This is a genomic window from Paenibacillus sp. MSJ-34, assembly GCF_018918005.1.
GTDB lineage: Bacteria > Bacillota > Bacilli > Paenibacillales > Paenibacillaceae > MSJ-34.
In genome coordinates this window covers 16,783-38,686 of sequence record NZ_JAHLPR010000026.1, presented here as the reverse complement: position 1 = coordinate 38,686, position 21,904 = coordinate 16,783, and the positions used below count along the sequence as shown (strand labels likewise).

At 54.0% G+C, this 21,904-nt stretch carries 15 protein-coding genes and 1 riboswitch; of the genes, 3 read left to right on the top strand and 12 right to left on the bottom strand.

Annotated features, from left to right (window positions below; genetic code table 11):
- Positions 1–54 precede the first annotated feature (54 nt).
- Together lpdD and KQI79_RS14340 are read right to left on the bottom strand one after the other, a co-directional pair.
- Entirely contained in the window at positions 55–384 is a 330-nt protein-coding gene (gene lpdD, locus KQI79_RS14345; protein WP_216538940.1) for a prenylated flavin chaperone LpdD, read from the bottom strand.
- Positions 381–1,316, bottom strand: coding sequence for a dihydroorotate dehydrogenase (locus KQI79_RS14340; RefSeq protein ID WP_216538939.1), 936 nt, complete (start codon positions 1,314–1,316; stop codon positions 381–383). The genes lpdD and KQI79_RS14340 overlap by 4 nt, the downstream gene beginning before the upstream one ends.
- Before the next feature lie 170 nt (positions 1,317–1,486).
- Between KQI79_RS14340 and KQI79_RS14335 the strand changes: the two genes are divergently transcribed.
- The 3 genes from KQI79_RS14335 to speE all read left to right on the top strand — a co-directional run bounded on the left by KQI79_RS14335 (position 1,487) and on the right by speE (position 4,805).
- Positions 1,487–2,482, top strand: a complete 996-nt coding sequence (locus KQI79_RS14335; protein WP_230192618.1) for a polysaccharide deacetylase family protein — start codon at positions 1,487–1,489, stop codon at positions 2,480–2,482.
- A gap of 175 nt (positions 2,483–2,657) precedes the next feature.
- The gene (locus tag KQI79_RS14330; protein WP_216538938.1) at positions 2,658–3,923 is read left to right on the top strand and encodes a saccharopine dehydrogenase NADP-binding domain-containing protein; all 1,266 of its coding nucleotides are present in this window, start codon (positions 2,658–2,660) and stop codon (positions 3,921–3,923) included.
- 3 nt (positions 3,924–3,926) lie between these two features.
- Positions 3,927–4,805, top strand: a complete 879-nt coding sequence (speE, locus tag KQI79_RS14325; RefSeq protein ID WP_216538937.1) for a polyamine aminopropyltransferase — start codon at positions 3,927–3,929, stop codon at positions 4,803–4,805.
- A 50-nt stretch (positions 4,806–4,855) separates the two neighbouring features.
- Here the strand turns inward: speE and KQI79_RS14320 are convergent, their stop codons facing one another.
- The 10 genes from KQI79_RS14320 to KQI79_RS14275 form a co-directional block, all read right to left on the bottom strand.
- Positions 4,856–13,132: a glycoside hydrolase family 94 protein gene (locus tag KQI79_RS14320; RefSeq protein WP_216538936.1), complete on the bottom strand. Its 8,277-nt coding sequence runs from the start codon at positions 13,130–13,132 to the stop codon at positions 4,856–4,858.
- 130 nt (positions 13,133–13,262) lie between these two features.
- Positions 13,263–13,964, bottom strand: coding sequence for a 3D domain-containing protein (locus tag KQI79_RS14315; RefSeq protein WP_216538935.1), 702 nt, complete (start codon positions 13,962–13,964; stop codon positions 13,263–13,265).
- Positions 13,960–14,138: riboswitch (cyclic di-AMP (ydaO/yuaA leader) on the bottom strand. (Overlaps the previous gene by 5 nt.)
- A 164-nt stretch (positions 14,139–14,302) precedes the next feature.
- Positions 14,303–15,025 carry an amino acid ABC transporter ATP-binding protein gene (locus tag KQI79_RS14310; protein WP_216538934.1) on the bottom strand — a complete coding sequence of 241 codons (723 nt, stop codon included), beginning with the start codon at positions 15,023–15,025 and terminating at the stop codon, positions 14,303–14,305.
- Positions 15,018–15,671, bottom strand: coding sequence for an amino acid ABC transporter permease (locus tag KQI79_RS14305; RefSeq protein WP_216538933.1), 654 nt, complete (start codon positions 15,669–15,671; stop codon positions 15,018–15,020). Before KQI79_RS14305 ends, KQI79_RS14310 begins: the two co-directional genes overlap by 8 nt.
- A gap of 23 nt (positions 15,672–15,694) precedes the next feature.
- Positions 15,695–16,489 (bottom strand): transporter substrate-binding domain-containing protein, encoded by a 795-nt coding sequence (locus KQI79_RS14300; RefSeq protein WP_216538932.1) that lies wholly within the window; start codon positions 16,487–16,489, stop codon positions 15,695–15,697.
- A gap of 492 nt (positions 16,490–16,981) precedes the next feature.
- On the bottom strand, positions 16,982–17,191 hold the full coding sequence (locus tag KQI79_RS14295) for a hypothetical protein (RefSeq protein WP_216538931.1): 210 nt from the start codon (positions 17,189–17,191) through the stop codon (positions 16,982–16,984).
- A 65-nt stretch (positions 17,192–17,256) separates the two neighbouring features.
- Positions 17,257–18,729 (bottom strand): sensor histidine kinase, encoded by a 1,473-nt coding sequence (locus KQI79_RS14290; RefSeq protein WP_367398198.1) that lies wholly within the window; start codon positions 18,727–18,729, stop codon positions 17,257–17,259.
- Positions 18,705–19,406, bottom strand: a complete 702-nt coding sequence (locus KQI79_RS14285) for a response regulator transcription factor (RefSeq protein WP_216538930.1) — start codon at positions 19,404–19,406, stop codon at positions 18,705–18,707. Before KQI79_RS14285 ends, KQI79_RS14290 begins: the two co-directional genes overlap by 25 nt.
- The gene (locus tag KQI79_RS14280; protein ID WP_216538929.1) at positions 19,403–20,692 is read right to left on the bottom strand and encodes a hypothetical protein; all 1,290 of its coding nucleotides are present in this window, start codon (positions 20,690–20,692) and stop codon (positions 19,403–19,405) included. Before KQI79_RS14280 ends, KQI79_RS14285 begins: the two co-directional genes overlap by 4 nt.
- Positions 20,693–20,761: 69 nt before the next feature.
- Positions 20,762–21,784 carry a polysaccharide deacetylase family protein gene (locus KQI79_RS14275; protein ID WP_216538928.1) on the bottom strand — a complete coding sequence of 341 codons (1,023 nt, stop codon included), beginning with the start codon at positions 21,782–21,784 and terminating at the stop codon, positions 20,762–20,764.
- Between the last annotated feature and the right edge of the window lie 120 nt (positions 21,785–21,904).

The following is a 21,904-nucleotide window of genomic DNA, read 5'->3' as shown; positions in this document are numbered from 1 at the left end:
TTACGTTTCGTTTCAAAATGAGCAAAAAAAAAGTGCCGGCCAAAACAATGCCGGCTAACGCAATAACCCGTCGATCTTCGCCGCCGTCTTGCTCCGAATGAGCGCGACGATCCGTTCGATTTCCGTCTTCGTCACCCCGTCGAAATGAACGCCCATGACAATCGTGCACGTTCGCTGCAATGTGCGGGCGGCATACAAAGCAAGCGGTCCGATAATATCTTGCTCGCGATGTCCGGGCACGGCGGCGGTTTGAACGATCCATTCTCCGTCCCGCAGGCAAGCTGTCGCGCTGGCCCCGATATGGGCCGTCCCGCCGGTAATCACGAACAAATAATCGGCGCCGATCCGTTCGGCTGCGATTTGAATCGCCGGCTCGAAATTCATGGTATAATCCCCCGTATTTCGTCCAGCGATCCGATATTTTCTTCCTCCATAAATTTCTCGACGCCTGCAACCAACTTTTCGCCCGCCCGCATATCCATAAAGTGATACGTCCCGATCTGAACGACCGCAGCGCCTGCCATAATGAATTCGATGACGTCGTTCGCCGAAGCGATCCCGCCCATGCCCATCACCGGAACCGTTACTTGCCGAGCGACCTGATGCACCATTCGCAGCGCGATCGGCTTGATCGCCGGCCCGGACAAGCCGGCATAAACGTTATGAAATACGCTTCGCCGCTGTTTCGTGTCGATTTTCATTCCGGGAATCGTATTGATCAGCGAAATGCCGTCCGCCCCTTCTTGTTCGCACATGACCGCCATTTCCACAATATTTTTCGCGTTCGGGGACAATTTGACGACAAGCGGCAGCGACGTCGCCTGACGCGCTTCCCTGACGACCTCCCGCGCCATCGCCGTCTTCACGCCGTAGCCGCCCCCGGCTGCCCGCACATCCGGATACGATAGGTTCAATTCAATCATATCGATCGCCTTTCGTCCTTGGCGTCTGCGAATTTCTTCGTCTTCCGTCACAAGCCTGGCGCCGATCACGTAATCTTCGACGCATTCGCCGCCGAGATTGACGATCTTCGCCGGTTCGATCGTTTCCCAGAACGGCAGCTCTTCCTGCAGAAACGCGTGGATTCCCGGATTGTCAAATCCGCCGCTGTTAAGCATCCCCCCTGACGTTTCCCACACGCGAACGCCGGCATCTCCCGCCGTCGGACGAAGAGTCACCCCATTGCCCGAGATGCCCCCCAGCTTATTAATGTCGTACCATTTCGCGCACTCTTGCCCGAAGCCGAACGTTCCCGCAGCCATAACGATCGGATTGCGGAACGAAACGCCTGCAATGTTGCATGCCGTATTTCTCACCGAAATTCACCTCCCGCATCTTCGTTAACTACTCTTCTTCCTTTAATGTACTTCCTGCGCGGCAGCGAATGCTGTGATCCGGTTCACAACGCATAATTTTTTCCAAATTAGGGGATAACAACAATGAGAGCGTACGCGCTTGAATTTTGATTAGAAAAGAGGTCAGCTCGATGCGAAAACTGTATCTCGTTGCGCTCATCCTGCTTATGGCGACGGGTTGCTCCCGTGGACAGCCGCCGCCGCAACCGCCGTCTCCGACATCCAGTTTGCAAGAGCGACAATCGGCATCGTCCGGCGATGACGCTCTTCGTCCGCTGCCGGAGCAACCTCTGCCCCATCGCGAACAGCATTCCGAGGCAACGCCGAATGCCAAGCCGGTTCCCGACAAGGAACGAAAATCCGCCCAAGCGGCGCAAACGAAGTCCCGGAAGCGGACGAATGATTCGACAACCGCTGCCTCCGCGCGCAAAGGCGCCGGAACCGCCGTCCGGAGAAGTTCGAGCGCGCAATTGAGCATCGCCGAGCTTCGCCATAAATACCCTACCATTTTCCGTATTAAAGGATCCGCCCAAACGCGCAAAGTCGCGCTGACGTTCGACGATGTGCCCGACGGCCATTTTACGCCGAAAGTGCTGGACGTATTAAAGAAGTACGGAGTTAAGGCGACGTTCTTCCTGGTAGGATCGCGCGCGGAAAAACATCCGGACGTTGTGCGGCGAATCGTGCGCGAAGGGCATGTTATCGGCAATCATACGTATAATCACCCGCTGCTAACGAAAATTTCCAAGGAAAAGTTTATTAAGCAAGTGGTCAGTACGGAGAAAATCATTAACGATATTGCCGGTTACAAACCGAAATTTTTGCGCCCTCCTTACGGCGAAATTAACGAGCAGCAGCTTCGCTGGGCCGGAGCGCACGGCTACGTCGTCGTCAATTGGAACGTCGATTCGCTGGATTGGAAAGGTCTCGATGCGGAGGAAGTGTATAAAAACATATTGTCGACCGTTCGATCCGGCGCGATCGTCTTGCAGCATGCCGGCGGCAATGTGGACGGAAATTTGAACGGGACGCTCGAAGCGCTTCCCGACATTATCGAAACGTTGCAGAAACGAAACTATCGGATCGTAACGCTGCCCGAATTGCTGCATACATCCAAAAACAGATAAACGCCAGGCTTGCACGCCAGCCTTCCCCCTTCCGAGTAAGGAACGGGGATTTTTTTGTTCGAAGGACCATTTTCCGGCAACCAAGATAGCTGGCAACGTCAAACTATGAAATTCGAACATATGATATGACTAAATACTAGTTTTTGAGAATAGGGCAAAAAAGGAGTTGATAGATTTGACCAATCAGGCTGAAATAACGATCAGCATATTCGGAAGCGGCGGGGGCGTAGCGAAATCTTTGCTTTCCATTTTAAACCGCTCGTTTCTGGACGCAAACGATCCGATCCATTCGCTGATCGGAAGGTGCACGCTTCATTTCGTCGACCGCAAGCAACGAAAATTGGAATATTACAAAACATATATCCCCGATCTCATTCATGCGGTAAAACTGCATCAATTCGATTTGAACGATCCGGTCCGTGTCCGCCGACATTTGACCGATACGAATACGGCCATTGTCATAGACGTTTCTTGGGCCGATACGGTGCAAATGATGGAATGCTGTCACGAAACGGGCGCGCATTACATCAACTCGGCTTTGGAAAATACGATGGTCGACGAAACGGAGGAACTCGAAGGATTTACGCTGCTCGAACGGTATCTGATCTTCGAGCGCCATCGCAAACGGTTTACGCGGATGAAGGCGATCGTCGGGTCCGGCATGAATCCGGGAGTCGTACAGTGGATGGCCGTCGAATTGATGCGCAGGCATCCCGAAGAAACGCCGCTCGGCTGCTATATCGTCGAGCATGACAGTTCATTCTATGCGGACAAATCCGCGGTCCGGCCCAAAACCGTGTATTCCACTTGGTCCACCGAATGTTTCCTGGACGAAGCGATCCTGAATTATCCAATGTTCATGCAGCGTCATACGCCTCTCATTATGTACAGTGCCGCTTATGAGCTCGAATTTAAAGTCACGCTTGGGGGCAAACAGTTCTACGGATGTTTGATGCCCCATGAAGAAGTCATTACGTTGGGAAAGGCTTACGATATGGAGACAGGCTTCATTTATCGCGTCAACGACTATACGACCGATTTGCTCCGCGCCCATATCGATCAAGCGAACGATCTTTGGGATTGGAACCATAAAGTGCTCGACCCGGCGGAAGCGGAGCTGGAGGGCGAGGACATGGTCGGCGTTCTTCTTGTCTACCCGGATCGGGAACGCTATATGTACAACGTCATGAGCAACAAAGCCGTTTATGCCAAATACAAGACGAATGCGACTTACTTCCAGGTTGCATGCGGCCTTTACGGAGCCTTATCCTCGCTGCTTCTCGACGACATTCCGGACGGCGTTTACTTTGTCGACGAACTGCTGCTGCAAACGGATTCCGGATACGGCAATTATCTCTCTTATTATATGCAAGACTTTACGACCGGCGAGAACGGCGCAAGCGACGGGCTGCTGCTGGATCGCATGAAGCGGGAGGGGTGAACCATGCCTGCTGCGAAGAAAGCGTTAACCGGTTATGAAAAAGACGATAGCGAGGCATTATGGTTATGGGACGATATGCCGGAACTTGAAATGGAAATCGGCTACAAAGTCGAATCGCTGCTCCACTTCGCAAGCTCGCCGTACCAGGAAATCAGCATCGTGGAAACGAAAGCGTTCGGACGAATGCTCGTCCTGGACGGAACGCCGCAAATTACGGAAAAAGACGGATTTATTTATAATGAAATGATTACGCATATCGCCCTGGCTACCCACCAACAGCCGGAACGCATCGCCATCATCGGCGGCGGCGATTGCGGACCCGCGCGCGAAGCGTTGAAATATTGCGATGTACGGCAAATCGATGTCGTGGAAATCGATCCGCAAGTGATTGAAGCATGCCGCACTTGGTTGACCGGAACGAAACCCGACGATCGAATAAGCATCGTTTATAACGACGGGTACCCTTGGATGCGTAAACGGAAGAAAAGATCGTACGACGTCATTCTCGTAGACCGCTCCGATCCGTACGGGCCTGCAACCAGTTTGTACAAGCAGCGCTTTTATGAATACGTATACGAAGCGCTGGACGATGACGGCATTGCCGTGTTCCAATCGGGCTCCCCGTTCTACGATCCGAATACGGTACGATCGACGTTTCGCCATTTGAACAAGCTGTTCCCTGTCGTTAGGCCCTATCTATGCGTAATCCCAATGTTTCCCGGAGGGGTATGGTGCTTCATGCTCGCCTCCAAGCAATGGGATCCGCTGCAAGCGAATCTCGAACGGCTGCAATGGCGCGAAACAAAATACGTCAATCCCGACGTATTTCGTTCATCCTTCGTATTGCCGAATTATGTGCAACGCATTGTGTCAATGAAATAACATGGAAAAAACCGTATAGCGCTGCAATCGTCTACACGGTTTTTCCATGATTACAATGTCAGAACGATCCGATGCGTCCGGCCGTCGTCTTTCAATTCCACATAGGGACCGTCCTCGCCGAAATTCCCTTCCAACCGGACCTCTTGGCCGTCCACCCGCATTGTCGTATGCTCGGATACGGAACATTTGCGCTCCGGGTTTTTGACCGCAATTTCATAACGGGCCGTTCCATAACGATAGCTGGCGGCAAATTCCGGCCATTCGGCTGGAATGCACGGATCGATATGCAGCCGGTTTCTGCGCCGGCGCAGGCCGACGATCCATTCCACCCCGGCTTGATACATCCAGCCCGCCGCTCCGGTATACCACGTCCAACCGGCCCGCCCTTCATGCGGACTGGCCGTATATACGTCGGCCGCCATGCTGTACGGCTCGCCGTAATATTTGCGAATTTCGCCCTGCGTTTGCGTATGCGTAATCGGATTTAACATATGGAACAGCTCGAACGCCTTGTCTCCGCATCCCAGCTTGCACCAAGCGATTATGCTCCATAACACGCCGTGCGTATACTGGGCGCCGTTCTCGCGGATCCCCGGCGGGTAGCCTTGAATATATCCCGGGCTCGGCTCCGTCCGATGAAACGGCGGCGTCAGCAGCCGGACAACGTTTAACGAACGGTCCACCAGTTCGCGGTCGAACGATTGCATCGCCTGTACCGCCTTGTCCCGGGGTGCGGCGCCGGACAATACGGACCATGATTGGGCGATGGCGTCGATGCGGCATTCCTCGTTGCGCACCGATCCGAGCCACTCGCCGCCGTCGGTGAAGGCGCGCCGGAACCATTGCCCGTCCCAGGCGGAAGCGTCGACCGCTTCGGCGATTTGCCCGCGGATATCGCGGTAGCGCTTCGCCCGCTCTCCGTCTCCGGTTCGTTCGCATAATTCCGCGAAGCGCTGCAAAATATCGCATTGGAACCATGCCAGCCATACGCTCTCTCCGCGCCCTTCGTCCCCTACCCGATTCAAGCCGTCGTTCCAGTCGCCGATTCCGATCAGCGGCAGCCCATGCTCCCCAAAGCGCAAGCTTCGTTCGATCGCCATGACGCAATGTTCGTAGATCGAGCCGCTGCGCTCGGAGCGGGCCGTTTCTTCGTATCGTTCATGCTCCTCCTCGCCAAGCGGTCCGCTGCGCAAATACGGAACGGTCTCTTCCAGAACGCTCTCGTCGCCCGTCTGCTCCACGTATCGCGATACTGCATACGGCAGCCACAGCAAATCGTCGGAGAACCGGGTGCGGATGCCTCGTTCCGTCTCTTCATGCCACCAATGCTGAACGTCGCCCTCCTCGTACTGATGAGCGGCATGCAGCATGATTTGCGCCCTCGTCAAATCCGGACGGCAATGTAGCAAGGCGAGCGAATCCTGCAGCTGATCGCGGAATCCGTACGCGCCGCCCGCTTGGTAGAATGCGGAACGCGCCCACATGCGGCACGAGAGCGTTTGATATAGCAGCCAATTGTTCAGCAGAACGTCCGCTTCCGGACTCGGCGTCTTCACCGTAATTTGGTCCAGCACATCCGCCCAGAATGTTTGCGCGCGTTCGAATTGGCGCTCGAATTCACGATCTTGGTCGTATTTGCGAAGCAAAGCGACGGCCGCTTCGCGGGATTGCTCGCATCCGAGCAAAATATAGACGCTGCGCTTGCCGCCGGGTTCGATCGTCAGCCCCTTGCGGATGGCGCCGCAGGAATCGCTCTGCACTCCCGTTCTGCCGGACAATAGAAGCCGGTTCATCGCATCCGGCCGTTCCGCGGTGCCGAGCCGTCCGATAAATTCCCGCCGGTCCGTCGTCCACGAAAGCTCCGGCGACGGCTCGGAAACGGCCTTCCCATTCGGCGCTTGCCCGTTCGCGGATAAGTTCGGCCGAGCCGGACCGGTACGAATCGACAAGAACGCGCGCGCGTCCCGGAACGTCTCTTGATATGCGTTGCGCGCGATGATCGCCGCAGCCGATTCGTCCCACTCGGTTACAATAAAAGGAGCGTTGTCTTCGCGTTGGACCCCGAGAACCCATTCGGCGTAATAAGTGACGGAGAGGTTCCGCGGCGTGTCGGACCGGTTCTCGAGATGGAGCCGGATCGCCTTGACGGGATCGTCGATCGGAACGAAAACGGTCAGTTCCTGCGCCAGCCCGTGGCTTTCCCGCCGGAAGCGCGAATATCCGCGGCCATGCGCGACGGTGAACGGAACGTCCGACTGGCCGCGATCCGCGATCGTCCAGCTTTCCCCGGTTTCCTCATCGCGCAAATAGCATGCTTCGCCGGGACGGTCCAGCACAGGATCGTTAGACCATGGCGTAATTTTGCATTCCCGGCTGTTGCGCCACCATGTGTAGCCTGTAAGCAGTTCGGAAACGAGACTGCCGAAACGCGGGTTCGCCATCACATTGATCCATGGCGCGGGCACATGGTTGCCGTTTCTCATCAAGATGCGGTATTCCTTGCCGTCTTCCGTAAAACCGCCCATCCCGTTGAAAAACAATAAAGATTGCGCCGGCTCCGCCGCAACCGGTTCGTACGCCCGCTGCGGCGCGCCGGCCGCAAGCGGAGCCGGCAGCGGGCGCTCGCGCCGAACGCGAAGCTGCGCGCGCAAGCTCGGACCGTCGGCGCGGAGAACGATGCGCGATACGGCGAACAACAGCGACTTGTCTTCGTCCGCAAGCTGATTGGCGGCGATGACGTATACTCCGCCTTCGCCGGAGCGGGACATGTTCTGTTCCGCGGCGCGCCTGATCGCTTCCTGCACATTTTGCTGGTATCCCCCCGCCGATTCGTTCAGAATGACAAGATCGGCTTGGATTCCGATGCGGCGCATATAGTCGTGGCCGCGAATCATTCGGACGACGAAAGGCATATCCGCCAAATCGGCCGCGCGCAGCATGATGACGGGACGGTCGCCCGACACGCCGTGCGGCCATAATCCCGATTGCCCCTTCAAGTTCGCTGCGATGCCGGCGGCTCGCTCCTGTTGCAGCGGCGCCGCGTATAACGCCCTGCCCGCAAGCGTCTGGAAGAGTCCCGCGTCGGCAGCCGTCATATGCAAATGCCGCAATTCGATTTGCGTATACGTCCAGGCGAGTTGGAACGAGCGATCCGCTTGATGCTCGTCGGATAACCGCTTGACCAAGCCGATTGCGTCTTCCTTCGTATCGGCGATGCCGGTTACCGCGATTAACCGGACGCGTTCTCCGGCTTCCAGCGTAATGCGCCGCCGCATCGCGAATACGGGATCTGCGACGGAACCGGACGTTCCCTTCAGCGAGGTGCGAATCGCTTGCGGCTCGGCCAGCGAATAACCTCTGCCGACAAACTTCGACCGGTCGGTTTCAAATTCGGGCGACCCTTCGTAGGAACCGGCCACATGCAAGGCATGAAACGCCCAAACCGGACGCTCGTCATCGCTGCGGGGGCGGCGGCGGGCCAGCAAACATTGGGCTTCCGCCGCATATTCCGTCTCCACGAACAACTTGTTGAATGCTTGATGAGCATGATCCGCTCCGGGCGGGGCAAGCACGATTTCGAGATAAGTGGTTACCTCGAGCGTCCGCGCTTCGCTCCCGGAATTGGCGATCGTCAACCGGCGGATTTCCGCGTCCGACTCCGGCGATACGCATATTTCCAGGCTCGTTTCCATCTCGCCGTCCTTGCGGGCGAAGGTTGCTTTATCCAGCGAAAATACGATGCTTTGCTCGTCCGCGGGCGCGCGGCAAGGCCGGTAAGCCGGAGACCATATCGTATCGCGCGTAACATCGCGTATGTACATATATTGGCCCCAGTCGTCCTCTGTCGGATCGGAGCGCCAGCGCGACACGGCCATCCCGCGGCTGCTGCTGTAGCCGCTGCCGCTGTTCGTGACGACGCTCGTATACGTTCCGTTCGAGAGGATGCACACTTCCGGCATCGCCGTCGCAGGGGTAGCAAACTCGCGCGCGGCGCTCGCCTGCGCGGCGTTCGTTTCGAATTTGCGCCGAAACGATTCCGCGGTCCGGCGTATAATCGCCGGTTTGTCCGGCATCCGTTCTTTCAGCAGCAATTCCGCCGCTTGCACCCGTTTGTCGCGGTGAAACCGGTCGTACATTTTGTACGGCAACAGCAAATTGGCCAGCGTCAGCATGCTCATACCTTGATGATGGGCCATGAAATTGCGGATGACCATATATTTGCGGCCTTCCGGCATGCGATTCGCCGTATAATCGATCGCCTCGTACAACCCGTATTTCCCGCGGGCGTCGAGTTCGCCTATTTTACGCAAGTCGTCCATGCCCTGCCGCCCGGCAAACGGCAAAGCCATGATCGCAGCGTAAGGCGCAACGACCAAATCTTCTTCCAGTCCGCGTTTCAAACCGAGTCCCGGAACGCCAAAAGCCCGGTATTGATAGTTCATCTGATGGTCGAACGCATAATACCCCGATTCGGATATGCCGAACGGAACGCCCCGTTCGCGGGCATATTCGATTTGCCGGTTCACGACGGCCTGGTACGTATGATCCCATATCGTGTCCCGATAGTTGCGCATAAGGAGCCACGGCATTAAATATTCGAACATCGTTCCCGACCAGGAGACGAGCGCCGGCTTGCCGCCGACCTTCGTCATCGAGCGGCCCAGCGCGGACCAATGGGACACCGATACTTGCCCGAGCGCGATGGCCACGAAGCTCGCCTGTCTCGCTTCCGATGCAAGCAAATCGTATAAGATCGTCTCGCGCTCGCCGGTTCCGGCATGATACCCGAGGGAGAACAATTTCGCTTTATGGTCGTAGAGCGGACGAAAATCGGTGCCGGTCGCAAGCGATTCGATCCGGGCCAGCAAGCGCCGTCCGCGCTCCGCCCAATCCGCTTCCGCCTTCCCGTCCCGATCGAGCCATTCCGCAATCCCTTCTTTGACAGCGAGAAGGCATGCGACCAAATTGCCGGAATCGACGGTCGATACATACAGCGGCGGCAGCGGAACAAGCGTCGTCGTATCGTACCAATTGTACAAATGCCCGTTCCATTTCTCCATGCGTTCAATCGTCTCTACGGTTCGCTCCAACCGCTTGATCATACCGGGCGTGTCGATAAAACCGAAATCTCTCGCGGCAACGATGCATGCGAGCAGAAAACCGATATTCGTCGGCGAAGTGCGGTGGGCGACGCCGTTCGGCGGCTCAAACTGCACGTTGTCCGGCGGCAAGTAATGATCTTCCGCACCTGCCAAATCTTCGAAATAAGCCCAAATTTGTTTGGCCAGCGTTCGGAGTTCCGCCTGTTCCGCAGGAGAAAGCTGCCACTCGAATTCGGCCTTCGGTTCGTCCAGCCAGCGTATGCTGAACGGCGCCGCGGCCCAGACGACGCCGAATAGTATTCCTATCGCCGTTAGCGCGCCGGAACTGCCGAACAAAACGGCCAACGCAAAGGCGACGACGAACGCATAGCCACCTCTCATGCCAAGCAGCAGCGGCTGGCCTCCCCGTCCGCGGCTGCGTTCAATCTCGGCCGAACTGACCCATTCGAGCAAATGCCGTTTCGAAATGCAAATGCGGTATAAAGTAACGCAAATCGCATGCAGCATGAGCGCGCTTTGGTACGGAAGCATCAACATCGTCAGCAGCACTTGCCCGAAGGCGGCGGAAATTCCTTTCGGATTCCAGACGGAGCGTCGACGAACAGCGATACATTGGCGAATGACGGGAAGGAAGAACGTAATAAGCAAGACCGCCAACATCCGGAAGGGGTATCCGGGGAGAACCGTCAAGCTGAGCGCAATCAACAACAGCTGTACCGGCGGCAATAAGCTGCGGCGCAAATTATCGATCATTTGCCAGCGGGTGACCGGCGACAAATCGACGGGCTGAAGATTGCCGCTGCGGTCCCTGGCGGTCCGCTTCAACCAGATCAGCAATTGCCAATCGCCGCGCACCCAGCGGTGCATTCTTTTCTGATAGGCGCTGAATGTAGCGGGATGTTCGTCGACCAATTCGATATCCGACAGCAAACCCGCGCGCAAAAAGCCGCCTTCAAGCAGGTCGTGGCTGAGTACGCGGTTTTCCGGAATTCGTTCGCATAACAGCTCCGCAAACAAATTGATATCGAAGATCCCTTTGCCCGTAAAGATGCCATGACCGACACCGTCCTGATACGGATCGGATACGGCAAACGCGTAAGGATCGACTCCGGGCACGCCGGACCATAATTTCGCCAATCTCGACCGCATCGCCGATTCGTGGCTGATTCCGATCCGGGGCTGCAGTACGCCGTATCCTTCGACAACCCTTGTCCGGGAGCGGTTCAAGCGCGGACGGTTGTACGGCAAATGCATCGTGCCGATCATCCGCTGGGCGCTGCCGAGCGGAAGCTGCGTATCGGCATCGAGCGTAATAATATAACGGAGCCGGCCGTAGACCGAGGCATCGCTAACGACGAAATCGTAGGTTGTATCGCCGCGCCCGCGCAGCAGCTCGACGAACTCTACCAGTTTCCCCCGTTTGCGTTCGCGGCCCATCCAGACTTCCTCCGCCTCATTCCATTCTCTGCGGCGTTGAAACAGATGAAAAGTCGAACCGTTCGGGCCGGAATAGGCGGCATTCAACGCCTCGATGCGGGCGCGCGCTTCGCGCAGCACCTCCGCATCCTCCGGAAGTTTCTGTACCGAAGCGTCGGTGAAGTCGCCGAGCAAGGCAAAATGCAAATTCGGATCGCGGCTGGCCAGATAGTGCAGTTCCAAACGGTCCGCCATATCTTTCACTTCTTCGGGCGTTGACCATATCACCGGTATGACTACCATCGTGCTCGCTTCCTCAGGAATGCCGGCGGAAAAGTCGTAGCGCAGCAGCGGACGGGGACGGACGAAGCTTTCGATCAACCAATGCGTCGCCGTGACGGCCCACTCGCCGGCCGGAAACAGCAGCGCGAGCAAGATGGCGGCCCATCCGGCCGCGCCGTAATCGCCCCCGCCGCCGATCCATGCCGATAGCGCGAGCCATATGACGACAAACGAGCCGCCAAGCAAGGCGAAATAGGAACCGCTATTTCGCCGGAACAATCCTCTTCCCGGCGTCGACCGGGGATTGCTGCACGTTTTCAAGGCGCGCTTCAGCTTCTTGATTCCGTCCTCTTCGAGCAAATAATAGGCGAGAAACGTTGCGCGAGGCGGGGAAGGTTGCTCAAAGGAATCGCAGTCGCCGTCTTCCTGCGGCCTGCCCTCCGAATCTTCCTCGCCCGCATGCCGATCGCCCTTCCGGCCGGCTGGCTCCGCCCCGGCTACTTGCGGCATCGAATGCGTCCGCTCCACTTCCGCCGCGGCAAGCTCGACCGCCTGTTTCGCGACCAAATTTTCCGGAACGCGCATCAGCGCAGCCAGTTCTTCGACTCGCTTGCGCAGCAAATTTTTGCTTGAATCGTCAAGCCTCGAATACGTATCCGCGCTGTCCTCGCGCAATGTGCGCTCCGCCAAACAGATGCGCTGGAATATGTCGCGCCATTCGTAGCGAATCAATTTGCGCAAGCTGCCGATCATATTGCCTGCCGTCACCTGATAGGAAGTTTGAAGCCGATGCTCGTACGAAACGATTCGATCCAAACTTTCCGGTCCGTTCTCCAGTTTGCACAACAGCCAATCATGCACCATGGCGGAATCGTCCGCCCACTCCCGCAGATGCCCGACCATATGAACGATCATCGGGCCGGACAGCGGGAAGCGCTCCCCTGCTTCCTCCAACGCGGCGTTCAGCGTCTCGGCATTGAATTTGGAGGGCTCCACATGCGCCAGAAATCGTTCGACCTGAACGCATATTTCCCGGCGTTCCCGAACCGATTCCATCACATCGGCCAGACGCCGGATCAGCGTCATCCGCATCAGAAGCGGCAGCGACCATGCTTCCCCGATGGAGAGTACGGACACTTCCTGGTACGCATTGATATATGTAACGAGCGATTCGGCATCCGCCGAGCCGTCCGTTTGTTCGAGATAATCCGCGCAAACGGATTCCACCCGCAATTGATCCGACTTGCGCAGCCCGAACAATCGGCGGAGCAAGGGATCGGACAGTTGGTCCCGTATATCCAGCGCTTGCTCCTCGATAAATTCCGCATTGTCGAGCAGCCATTCTTCCGCAGGCTGGGAGCAACTCGCATGACAATCTTGCAAAGAGCGCACGAACGACCGCAAACGTTCTACGTCGGCGTCGAAATCGCGCCAAACCCGTTTCGGCGAGAATCGAACCGTGCGGAGCTGATGCTGCAGCGCTAGTTCGCGCGCTTGTTGGCGAAGCTTTTCATTATCAACGATCATGAGTCCTCCTGGCGAAAATCGTAGTTGAACACTAACAATATTCCCCATTTTGACCCGTTTTTATGAATATACTTTTTTTATAACAAAAAAAGAGAGCCCCGCTAGAGCACTCTTCCTCAGTCTGATTCATCTATTCCAAAATATAAATGGTCACGTTTTGAATTCCGAACGTTTTCGCTTTCGATGGCCCTGTCGGGACGAAAATATCGATGCGGTTGCCGTCAATCGCTCCGCCTACATCCGTCGCCTTGCCGACAAAGCCGCCCACAGGCAACCCGTCAAAATCATAGCCGGTTACATACACTTTCGCTCCAAGCGGAATCATGTCCGGATCAACTGCGACCGTTCCGACTTTGAGCGGATTTCCGAAGTAATCGACCGCGCCCCATTCGCCGTTCTCGCTTGCCGCAGAAGTGTAGGCGGTCGCCTTTACGTCCAATTTTTTCTTATACGTCAATTGTTGTCCATTCGTTTGGATCACGTTGGCTGCTTTCAAGGTTGAAGCGATAGCGGCCTTCGCCTCCATCTTGGGAGCCGACTCCTCGCCTGTCTTCTTTTCGTCTGCCTGGTCTGCAACAGGAGCCGATTGAATCCGGACTTCCTTATCGTTCGTCGGAATTTCAATCTTCAATCCTTTGTAAATGTTCAAAGGATCGATATTCGGATTGGCGTTCATTAACAGTTGCAAATCCACGTTATACCTTTGCGAAATCACATAAAACGTATCATTGTCCCCGACCGTGTACGATTCGGCCATCGCGGGTACCGCTTGCATCGATAGCGCTAATGCAATCGCTGCGGCAGCTAGTTTTTTCTTGCCAAACAAATGCATTTCCTCCTTTTGCCTACGAGGTTAGTTGTCGGGTTAGGGTTGAGGAACAACCCTTCGCGCTGAAACGCTGCGATTCACCCCTAGGAAACGCCGCTCGACGATCGATTTCGTCCAGAGCCGTTGTCCTGCAAATCATCCCCCGCACTGTTGTTGTAGTTTCGGCTAAAATGAATATATCACAATTTTGTAACCATGTATGTATGAAAATGTTGGTAAGTCTTGATACGTCTTGTTTTTACGCGATCTTTCGGATTCGTTCGATTACAATTCTGTAAATGTTGACAAAAAAAATCATACGACCGGTCACAGAGACTCGGCGTATGATCGTCATCTTCATGTTACAACACTTTGCTTAAAAATTGCCGAGTTCGCGCCTGCTGCGGATTGCCGAACAAATCGGCCGGCTTTCCTTGCTCGATGATCGCGCCGCCGTCCATAAAGACGATGCGGTCTCCTGCCTCCTGCGCAAATCCCATCTCATGGGTGACAATGATCATCGTCATGCCGGAAGCGGCCAATTGCTTCATCACTTCCAACACTTCGCCCACCATCTCCGGATCCAATGCGGAAGTCGGCTCGTCGAACAGCATGACATGAGGTTCCATCGCAAGCGCCCGTACGATGGCGATCCGCTGCTTCTGCCCGCCCGACAGCTGCGAGGGGAACGCGCCGGACTTGTCTTCAAGCCCGACCGTTCGGAGCAGCTTCCTTGCCTCCTCTTCGGCTTGCAGCTTGTCCTTACGTTTCACCTTGCGCGGCGCCAGTGTAATATTATCCAACACGTTCATATGCGGAAATAGATGAAACTGCTGAAAAACCATGCCCATCTTCTCGCGCGCCGCATCGATATCGTAATTCGGCGCCGTGATCGCCTGGCCTTCGAATTCGATCAGTCCTTGCGTCGGTTGCTCCAATAAATTGATGCATCGGAGCAACGTGCTTTTGCCCGAGCCGCTCGGCCCAATGATGACGACGACTTCGCCTTTACGGACGGAAAGATCGATGTTGTTCAAAATCGCCAGCTTGCCGAACGATTTATGCAATCCCGAAATGTTAAGCATTGGCTTGATGCCTCCGTTCCGCTACGCCGAACAGTTTGGACAGCGTAAACGTTAATATGAAGTAGAGGATGGCAGCCAGCACGAGCGGTTTCATCCCCTCGAACGTGCTTCCGCGAACAATTTCCGCGTTATACATAATATCCGAGACGCCGATCAAAGACACGATGGACGATTCCTTAATGACGACGATAAATTCGTTGCCGATCGCCGGCAAGACGTTGCGCAGCGCTTGGGGGAAGACAATGTAACGCATCGTCATCGCATGGCTCATTCCGAGCGAGCGAGCCGCTTCCGTCTGTCCTTTATCGACGCCTTGAATGCCTGCGCGCAATATTTCCGCCAAATAAGCGGCGCTGTTCATCGACAACGCGATGACGCCGGACGTGAATTTCGGCAGTTCGATGCCGAACGAGGTCAGCCCGAAGTAAATGATGAACAATTGGACCATCAGCGGCGTTCCGCGCAGAAATTCGACATAAGCGACCGCGATCCAGCGCAAAGGCTTCACGCCTGACAGCCTCATCAATACGAGAACGGTACCGAGCAGGAAGCCGAAGATGACCGTAAGCAGCGACAGCCACAACGTCATGGCGGCGCCGGTAATGAAATATTGCTTGTATTCCGCGAAAAATGAGATAATATTCATACTCTGTCTCCTTTATCCGCCGCTTAATCCGTTTCCGCCAGTTTCGTCGCCTCCGTTACGAATTGTTCGATTCGTTGTTCTTTCGTTAGTCTGTCCAACGTTTGGTTTATTTGCTCAGCCAGTTTGGCGCTGCCTTTCTTCACGGCAATCGCGAACCCTTCGTCTCCGGAATCAGGCTCCGCTCCTGCTACGGCCAAGTTCGAACGGGACTTCGAATAAGCAGCCGCCACAGGCATTTCCAGTACGATCGCATCGATCCGCTTCGCTTCCAGGCTCAATACCAAATCGGAAACTTTGCTAAGCGCTTCTACTTTGGCATCCGGCACCGAGCGGGCAATGTCCTCGTAGATCGTCGTTTTTTGGGCCCCGATTTTGGCGCCGGCCAAATCGTCCATCGTTTGGTAACGATCCCGATCCTCGCTGCGCACTAATACCGCCTGCTCGGACGTATAGTAAATGTTGGAGAAGTCTACATTTTTTTTGCGTTTTTCCGTCGGGTTCATCCCGGAGATGACCATATCGACTTTTCCCGTATTCAAGGCGATCAGCAAGCTGTCGAAATTCATGTCCTCGACGACTAGCTCAACGCCGAGATCGTCGGCAATCGCTTTGGCGATTTCAATATCGAATCCGACGATTTGATCTTTGCCGTCGATCGTTTTATGAAATTCGTAAGGCGGATAGTCCGCGCTGGTGCCGAGAACGATCCGTTTATTTTGCTGCACGGTATCCAATCGGTCGGCGGCGCCCGCGCCGCATCCCGCCAACATGCCAATTATGAACAAGCTTGCAATGATTGCCACCGCTATTTTTTTCATTACTACAATCCCCTTTTATGTCTAGTCTTGCTGCAAACAAGAACTAATTATAAATGAAAATGCATGAATATGCATACAAGTAATTTGTGGTATCATTTCCATTCCGCAAAATGGAAAAAACCGCCTCGCGGTCGCATTGCTTCGAGACGGTTCGATTCGTGAGTCCGTTTTCACGGCTAACGGATCTATGGGACTCTATTTGAGCAAAATCGAGACTTTTCAAAATGTAACGGAACCCACGAACCTTATTTGTCTCTATTCATTCATTTTTCGCTAGAAAAACAACAAATAAGGGCGCTGAGATCCGTTAGAATCCGAAATAACTTCTTTTATCCGCTTTAAGGTCACCCACATCCGTTAGAATTGTGAACGTCGCGCACATCTCTACCCCAACCGGCCTTACATCGCCTCAACGCTTCCCAAATGCACGCCTCCGCCGCTCCCGTCAAGTCACGTTTGTCCTTGTTTCCTGCAACTAGGGTTGGTACATCATTAAAGCGTTGTTCTCCGTAATCCACTCGTCCGCCACCGCTTCGCCTTCCGCACAATGCGGCATATTTCATTATGGCGCACGAAACCGCCCCAATATTGCTGGATAATTCGATGTTCTTTCTCGTATATTTCATAGGACTTGTAGAACATTCGCCCGCATAACAGTCTAAACCGGGAACGCTTCGTCGGCTTCATAGTTGCGATTTGCATCGGGTTTCAACCCTTCCGGCCTCTTCTTCTTCGCGCAAATGTAAAAAGGCTTAGCCCGAATCGGACTAAACCTCCTGCTGCTGTTTCTGCGTTTCGTTCTCCGGCTGCGGCTCTGTCCGAGGCGCTTTCGGCAACATAACGCTTACCGTCGTTCCTAGTCCCGGCTGGCTCTCGATTTCCAAATGGCCGTGATGCTGTTCGACCAATTCGTTCGTAATCGCAAGTCCCAAGCCGGTTCCTCCGCCTAGCGGATTCACTTGATAGAACTTCTCCGTCACTTTCTTCACATGTTCCTCGCTGATCCCGATCCCGGTATCGCGGACGGACACTGTGCACGTCTCATCGGTATGATCGATATGAATGAAAATATTCGATTCCGGATGAGAAAATTTGATCGCATTATCGATAAGATTCAAAAATACCTGCTTCAACCGGTTCTGATCGCCGACAACAGGCGACGGAACGCCGCTTACGTTCATCGTTAGCCGAATCTGCTTCTGTTCCGCCTTGGAGCGCACCTGCAATATCGTTTCGGAAATGAGCGTTTCCAACTCGACGTAATTCATATTCAATTTCACTTCTTTTTGCTGCAAGCGCGAGAAATCGAGCAGTTCTTCCACCAGGCCGATCAGCCGTTCCGTTTCCTTGGAAATGATATGCATCCCGAGCTTCGTTTCCTCCGGATCCGTGAAATTGCCCGATTCCAACGTCTCGCTCCAACCTTTAATTCCGGTAAGCGGAGTACGCAGCTCATGGGATATCGACGATATAAAATCGTTCTTCACTTTGTCGCTTCTTACGATTTCCTCCGCCATATAGTTCAATGTCGAAGCGAGTTCGCCGAGCTCGTAACGATAATTGCCTTCCACGCGCACATCAAATCGCCCGCGCGCCATTTGCGCGGATACCGCGGTAATATTGTTAAGCGGCTTCACGATGGAGTTGGCGAGCCCGATGCTAATAATGAGCACTAGTGCCAAAATGACGATTCCGACGGCAACGGCGAGCAGAACGATCGACATGATTTTGCCGTTGACCGCTTCGAGCGACGTGACGTAGCGCAGCAAATAGCTCGTTTCCCCGTTAATTTTCAGCGGAGCCGTAATGGCCATCACCGATTCGTTCGTTCCCGCCTGCTTGCCGAACCAGCGGCCTGTGCTTCCGTTTAAAGCTTGCGATACGTCCGAGGTTTGAACGCTTTTCTCCACCTGAAATCCGCTGGAGCTGATCAGCACTTCCCCTTTTGTATTCAAAATTTGCAGCTCCGTATTATCGAGCGAGAACATTTTGAGCAAGCTTGGCAAAAAACTCGGATCTTTCTCGGCAAATGCATTTGCGTAAAATTTATCGTAATAGGATGTCGTTACCGCCGCGTGATTCATCATATATTGACGAATGCTGTTGTAGTAATACGTTTGAATGGCAATCAAAAAAACGATTTCCACAATCATCAGTGTTAAAAACACGACGATAAAGTAATGCAATACGATTTGGCGGCGAATCCCTTTTTTGATCATCTCGCTGCGGGTCCTTTCCACTTGTAGCCGAATCCCCACACCGTTTCCAAAAATTCCGGCGAAGAAGCGTCTTCCTCAATCTTCTGCCGCAGGCGCCGAATATTCACATCGACGATTTTCGGATCGCCCATATATTCTTTGCCCCATACATGATCGAGGAGCACATCGCGGCTGAGCGGAACGTCTTCTTTCTCCAGAAACAATTGGATTAAAGAAAATTCGGTCGGCGTCAAGTCGATCAATTGATCGTGTTTTTTGAATTGCTTGGAGATTAAATCGAGCGTGAACGGCCCCGATTTGAACGTGACCTTCGCTCCCGCCTCGCGGTGGACGTTCACCCTGCGCAGCAAGGATTGAATTCTCGCAATCAATTCGGTCGGGCTGAACGGCTTGCTTACATGATCGTCGGCCCCGACGGACAAAGCGTACACTTTATCTTGTTCCTGCACTTTCGCCGTCAGAAAGATAATGCCGATCCGCTCGTTTGTCTCCCGAATTTTGCGGCAAACTTCGAAACCGTCGATGCCCGGCACCATGACGTCCAGCAAGGCGATATCGATATCCGGATCCGATTCGTATTTTTGCAGCGCTTCGTTGCCGTCGGCCGCTTCGATAACGTCGAAACCGTTCCGTTTCAAGTTAATGACGATAAAACTTCGAATCGATTCTTCATCTTCCAAAATCAATACTTTACTCAAGGACGATCACCGCTTTCTTTGTTACTTTTCGGGAGTTCCATCTCCAACTTCGACTTTTTCGCCGTTAACTCATATTTGCTGCGAAACGCAACGACTCTATCTTCGGAACGGGACAATTCCGTCCATCCCTTCTTATTCGCTTCCCACTTGCCGGTTGGGAAAAACTCGATTTCGGCGAGCGTCTCGTTCGTATCGACGTCGACGAAATGCAAATATTCCCCTTGCTTCGACCGGATATCGAGCGTAACCCTGTTTCGCCAATCCGAAGGGAAATTGAAATAAAAGCGTTCGTACGGATCCCGGTATTGCAGGGCGATAAACTTCAGCCCGTCGGCTCCGTCCCATTGATAAAACGAATGGAACCACAGCATATCGGGCAAGTTTACATGTTCCCATCCTTTCGGCGTTTCCATCATGCCGATCTCGATAATTCCGTCGCCGTTAATGTCCTGGCTAGGGACCGGCTGCGGTTTGTACGTCTGTTGATCCGACACGACTTTGCGCAACTGATCGTTCTCCAGTACGACAACGTCCGTGTAAGCGGAATGCGCGCCGACCATCGCATCGATGAAGACCGCCTTACGCCCTGGCGCCGCCTCGCCGGCAACGACGTTATAATACGTATTCACGAACGGATCCAGCGTTAAGGAGCCGATATCTTTAAACTTGCCTTCGGCATAGCGCATCGACGTAATCGTCGAGGTTTGATTCGGCTTCAGCATGACGATCGTCAATTCGTTCGAGCCGTCGCCATCCAAGTCGTTAACAACATATGAAGTATAGGGCTTCTCCAATAACTTCTCCAGCTGATTATTTTGATAGGAGTAGACGACAAGTCCTTTCTGCACCTCTTGATCCGCATTCGCGTATCCGACGATCAACTCGATATTGCCGTCGTTCGTCAGGTCGAGCAGTTCAAACGAATCCAAATCCGTTCCTTCGCCGTCGAATTCCATCTTTTTCGTCCAGGTCTCTTTGCTGTATTCCCAGATCATTCCGTGAATGCGAACATCCTGTTCGGGAGTCGAATAGAATACGATCGCTTCCTTGACTCCGTCCTGATTCAGGTCTCGCATTCGAATGGCGCTCGTATCTTTGGCGTTGCGGGGACGAATAATTGAAGCGCCTTCCGGAAGCGCCGACATAATCAACCCTTTTAAGTTTTCTTTTTCCGCCGGCAAATGAGGAACGCTCATCAGCGACTTGGGGTCTTTAGTCAGTTCGCAGCCGCTTGCGAGCAGCATGGCCAAACCGAGGCAAACGACCCCTAACCATTTTGTTTTCAAGCAGTTCACATTCCTTTCGTATGCTCTCATTTTATCCGAAGAGGAGTGCATTATGCTGTGCGGCCGGAATTAATGGCGCGATTTGAACGTGAACGGTTCCATCGTTTCGTCAAGCGGTTCAAACGTGTAACCCCGGTCCTGCAAATAGGTTAATATTTCTTCTAAATATTGAGCCGTCTGCTTGCGGTCATGCAGAAGGATGATGGGAGCCTGGCCGCGCTTTTCGAGCGACGGCACCGCTTTTTTCACTTCGTCGACCATGCGTTTATCCTTATATTTCCAATCGAGGCTGTCGATATTCCAATCCCATAGCAGATAACCCGCATCTTGCACGGCTGTCAAATATTCGGATTTCATATTCGGCTTGCTGCCGTAAGGGGTGCGAATCAGCTTCGACTCGACGCCGGCGATCTCTTTCACCGTATCTCTTCCCTGGTCCATCTCCTTCAGGACGGATTCTTTCGATTCGTAAAACTTTTTGACGGAATGAGTGACGCCATGCATCGCGAGCGCGTGCCCGTCCTTGCTCATCCGCTTCAACGCGTCGGGATGTTTGCGCATATTCGGCTCCAGCATGAAAAAGGTTGCCTTGGCCTCGAATTGATCCAATATATCCATAATTTTATCCGCATTCGGGCTGGGTCCGTCGTCAAACGTCAAATATGCGACTTTTTTATGAGTTTGGTCTTTGCCGGCGTGGGTTTCCGATGCATCGTTTCCTTGATCGTTGCGATTCGGTTTGTCGGGTTGTTCCGTCCCTTTCGAATCTTTGCCGGTCTGCTTGCCGGGCTGTACGGGCGGCTTGGCAGGTTGTTCCGGTTTGGTCTCCGGCTTCGTGTCCCGTTCCGGTTGCGAGGATGAACTTGGAGCCGGCGGGCCGATAATCGTCGCCGATGCGTTCTCGCTGTTAATCGAATGATTCCGCTTGTCGTTCTGATTGCCAATCGCTTGAATTTGTATAATCATGCCAATGATTGCGATAAACATTACTGTCCATGCAAGACGGAAAAACGTCCTTCTTCTCCGGTACTTCCTGCGCTGCCGTTCATCCGGAGGCCGTTCCTGTCGTTTGTAGCCGAAATCTTGTTGCATAACCGCTTTCCATCCTGCCTTTCTGTCGAATTGCCGACTCTATCAATTATAGAAAAGAAGCGGCGAAAAAGAGTGACAAACAGTTTACAATCCATGAATATGGCAGGTTTGGATGAAATC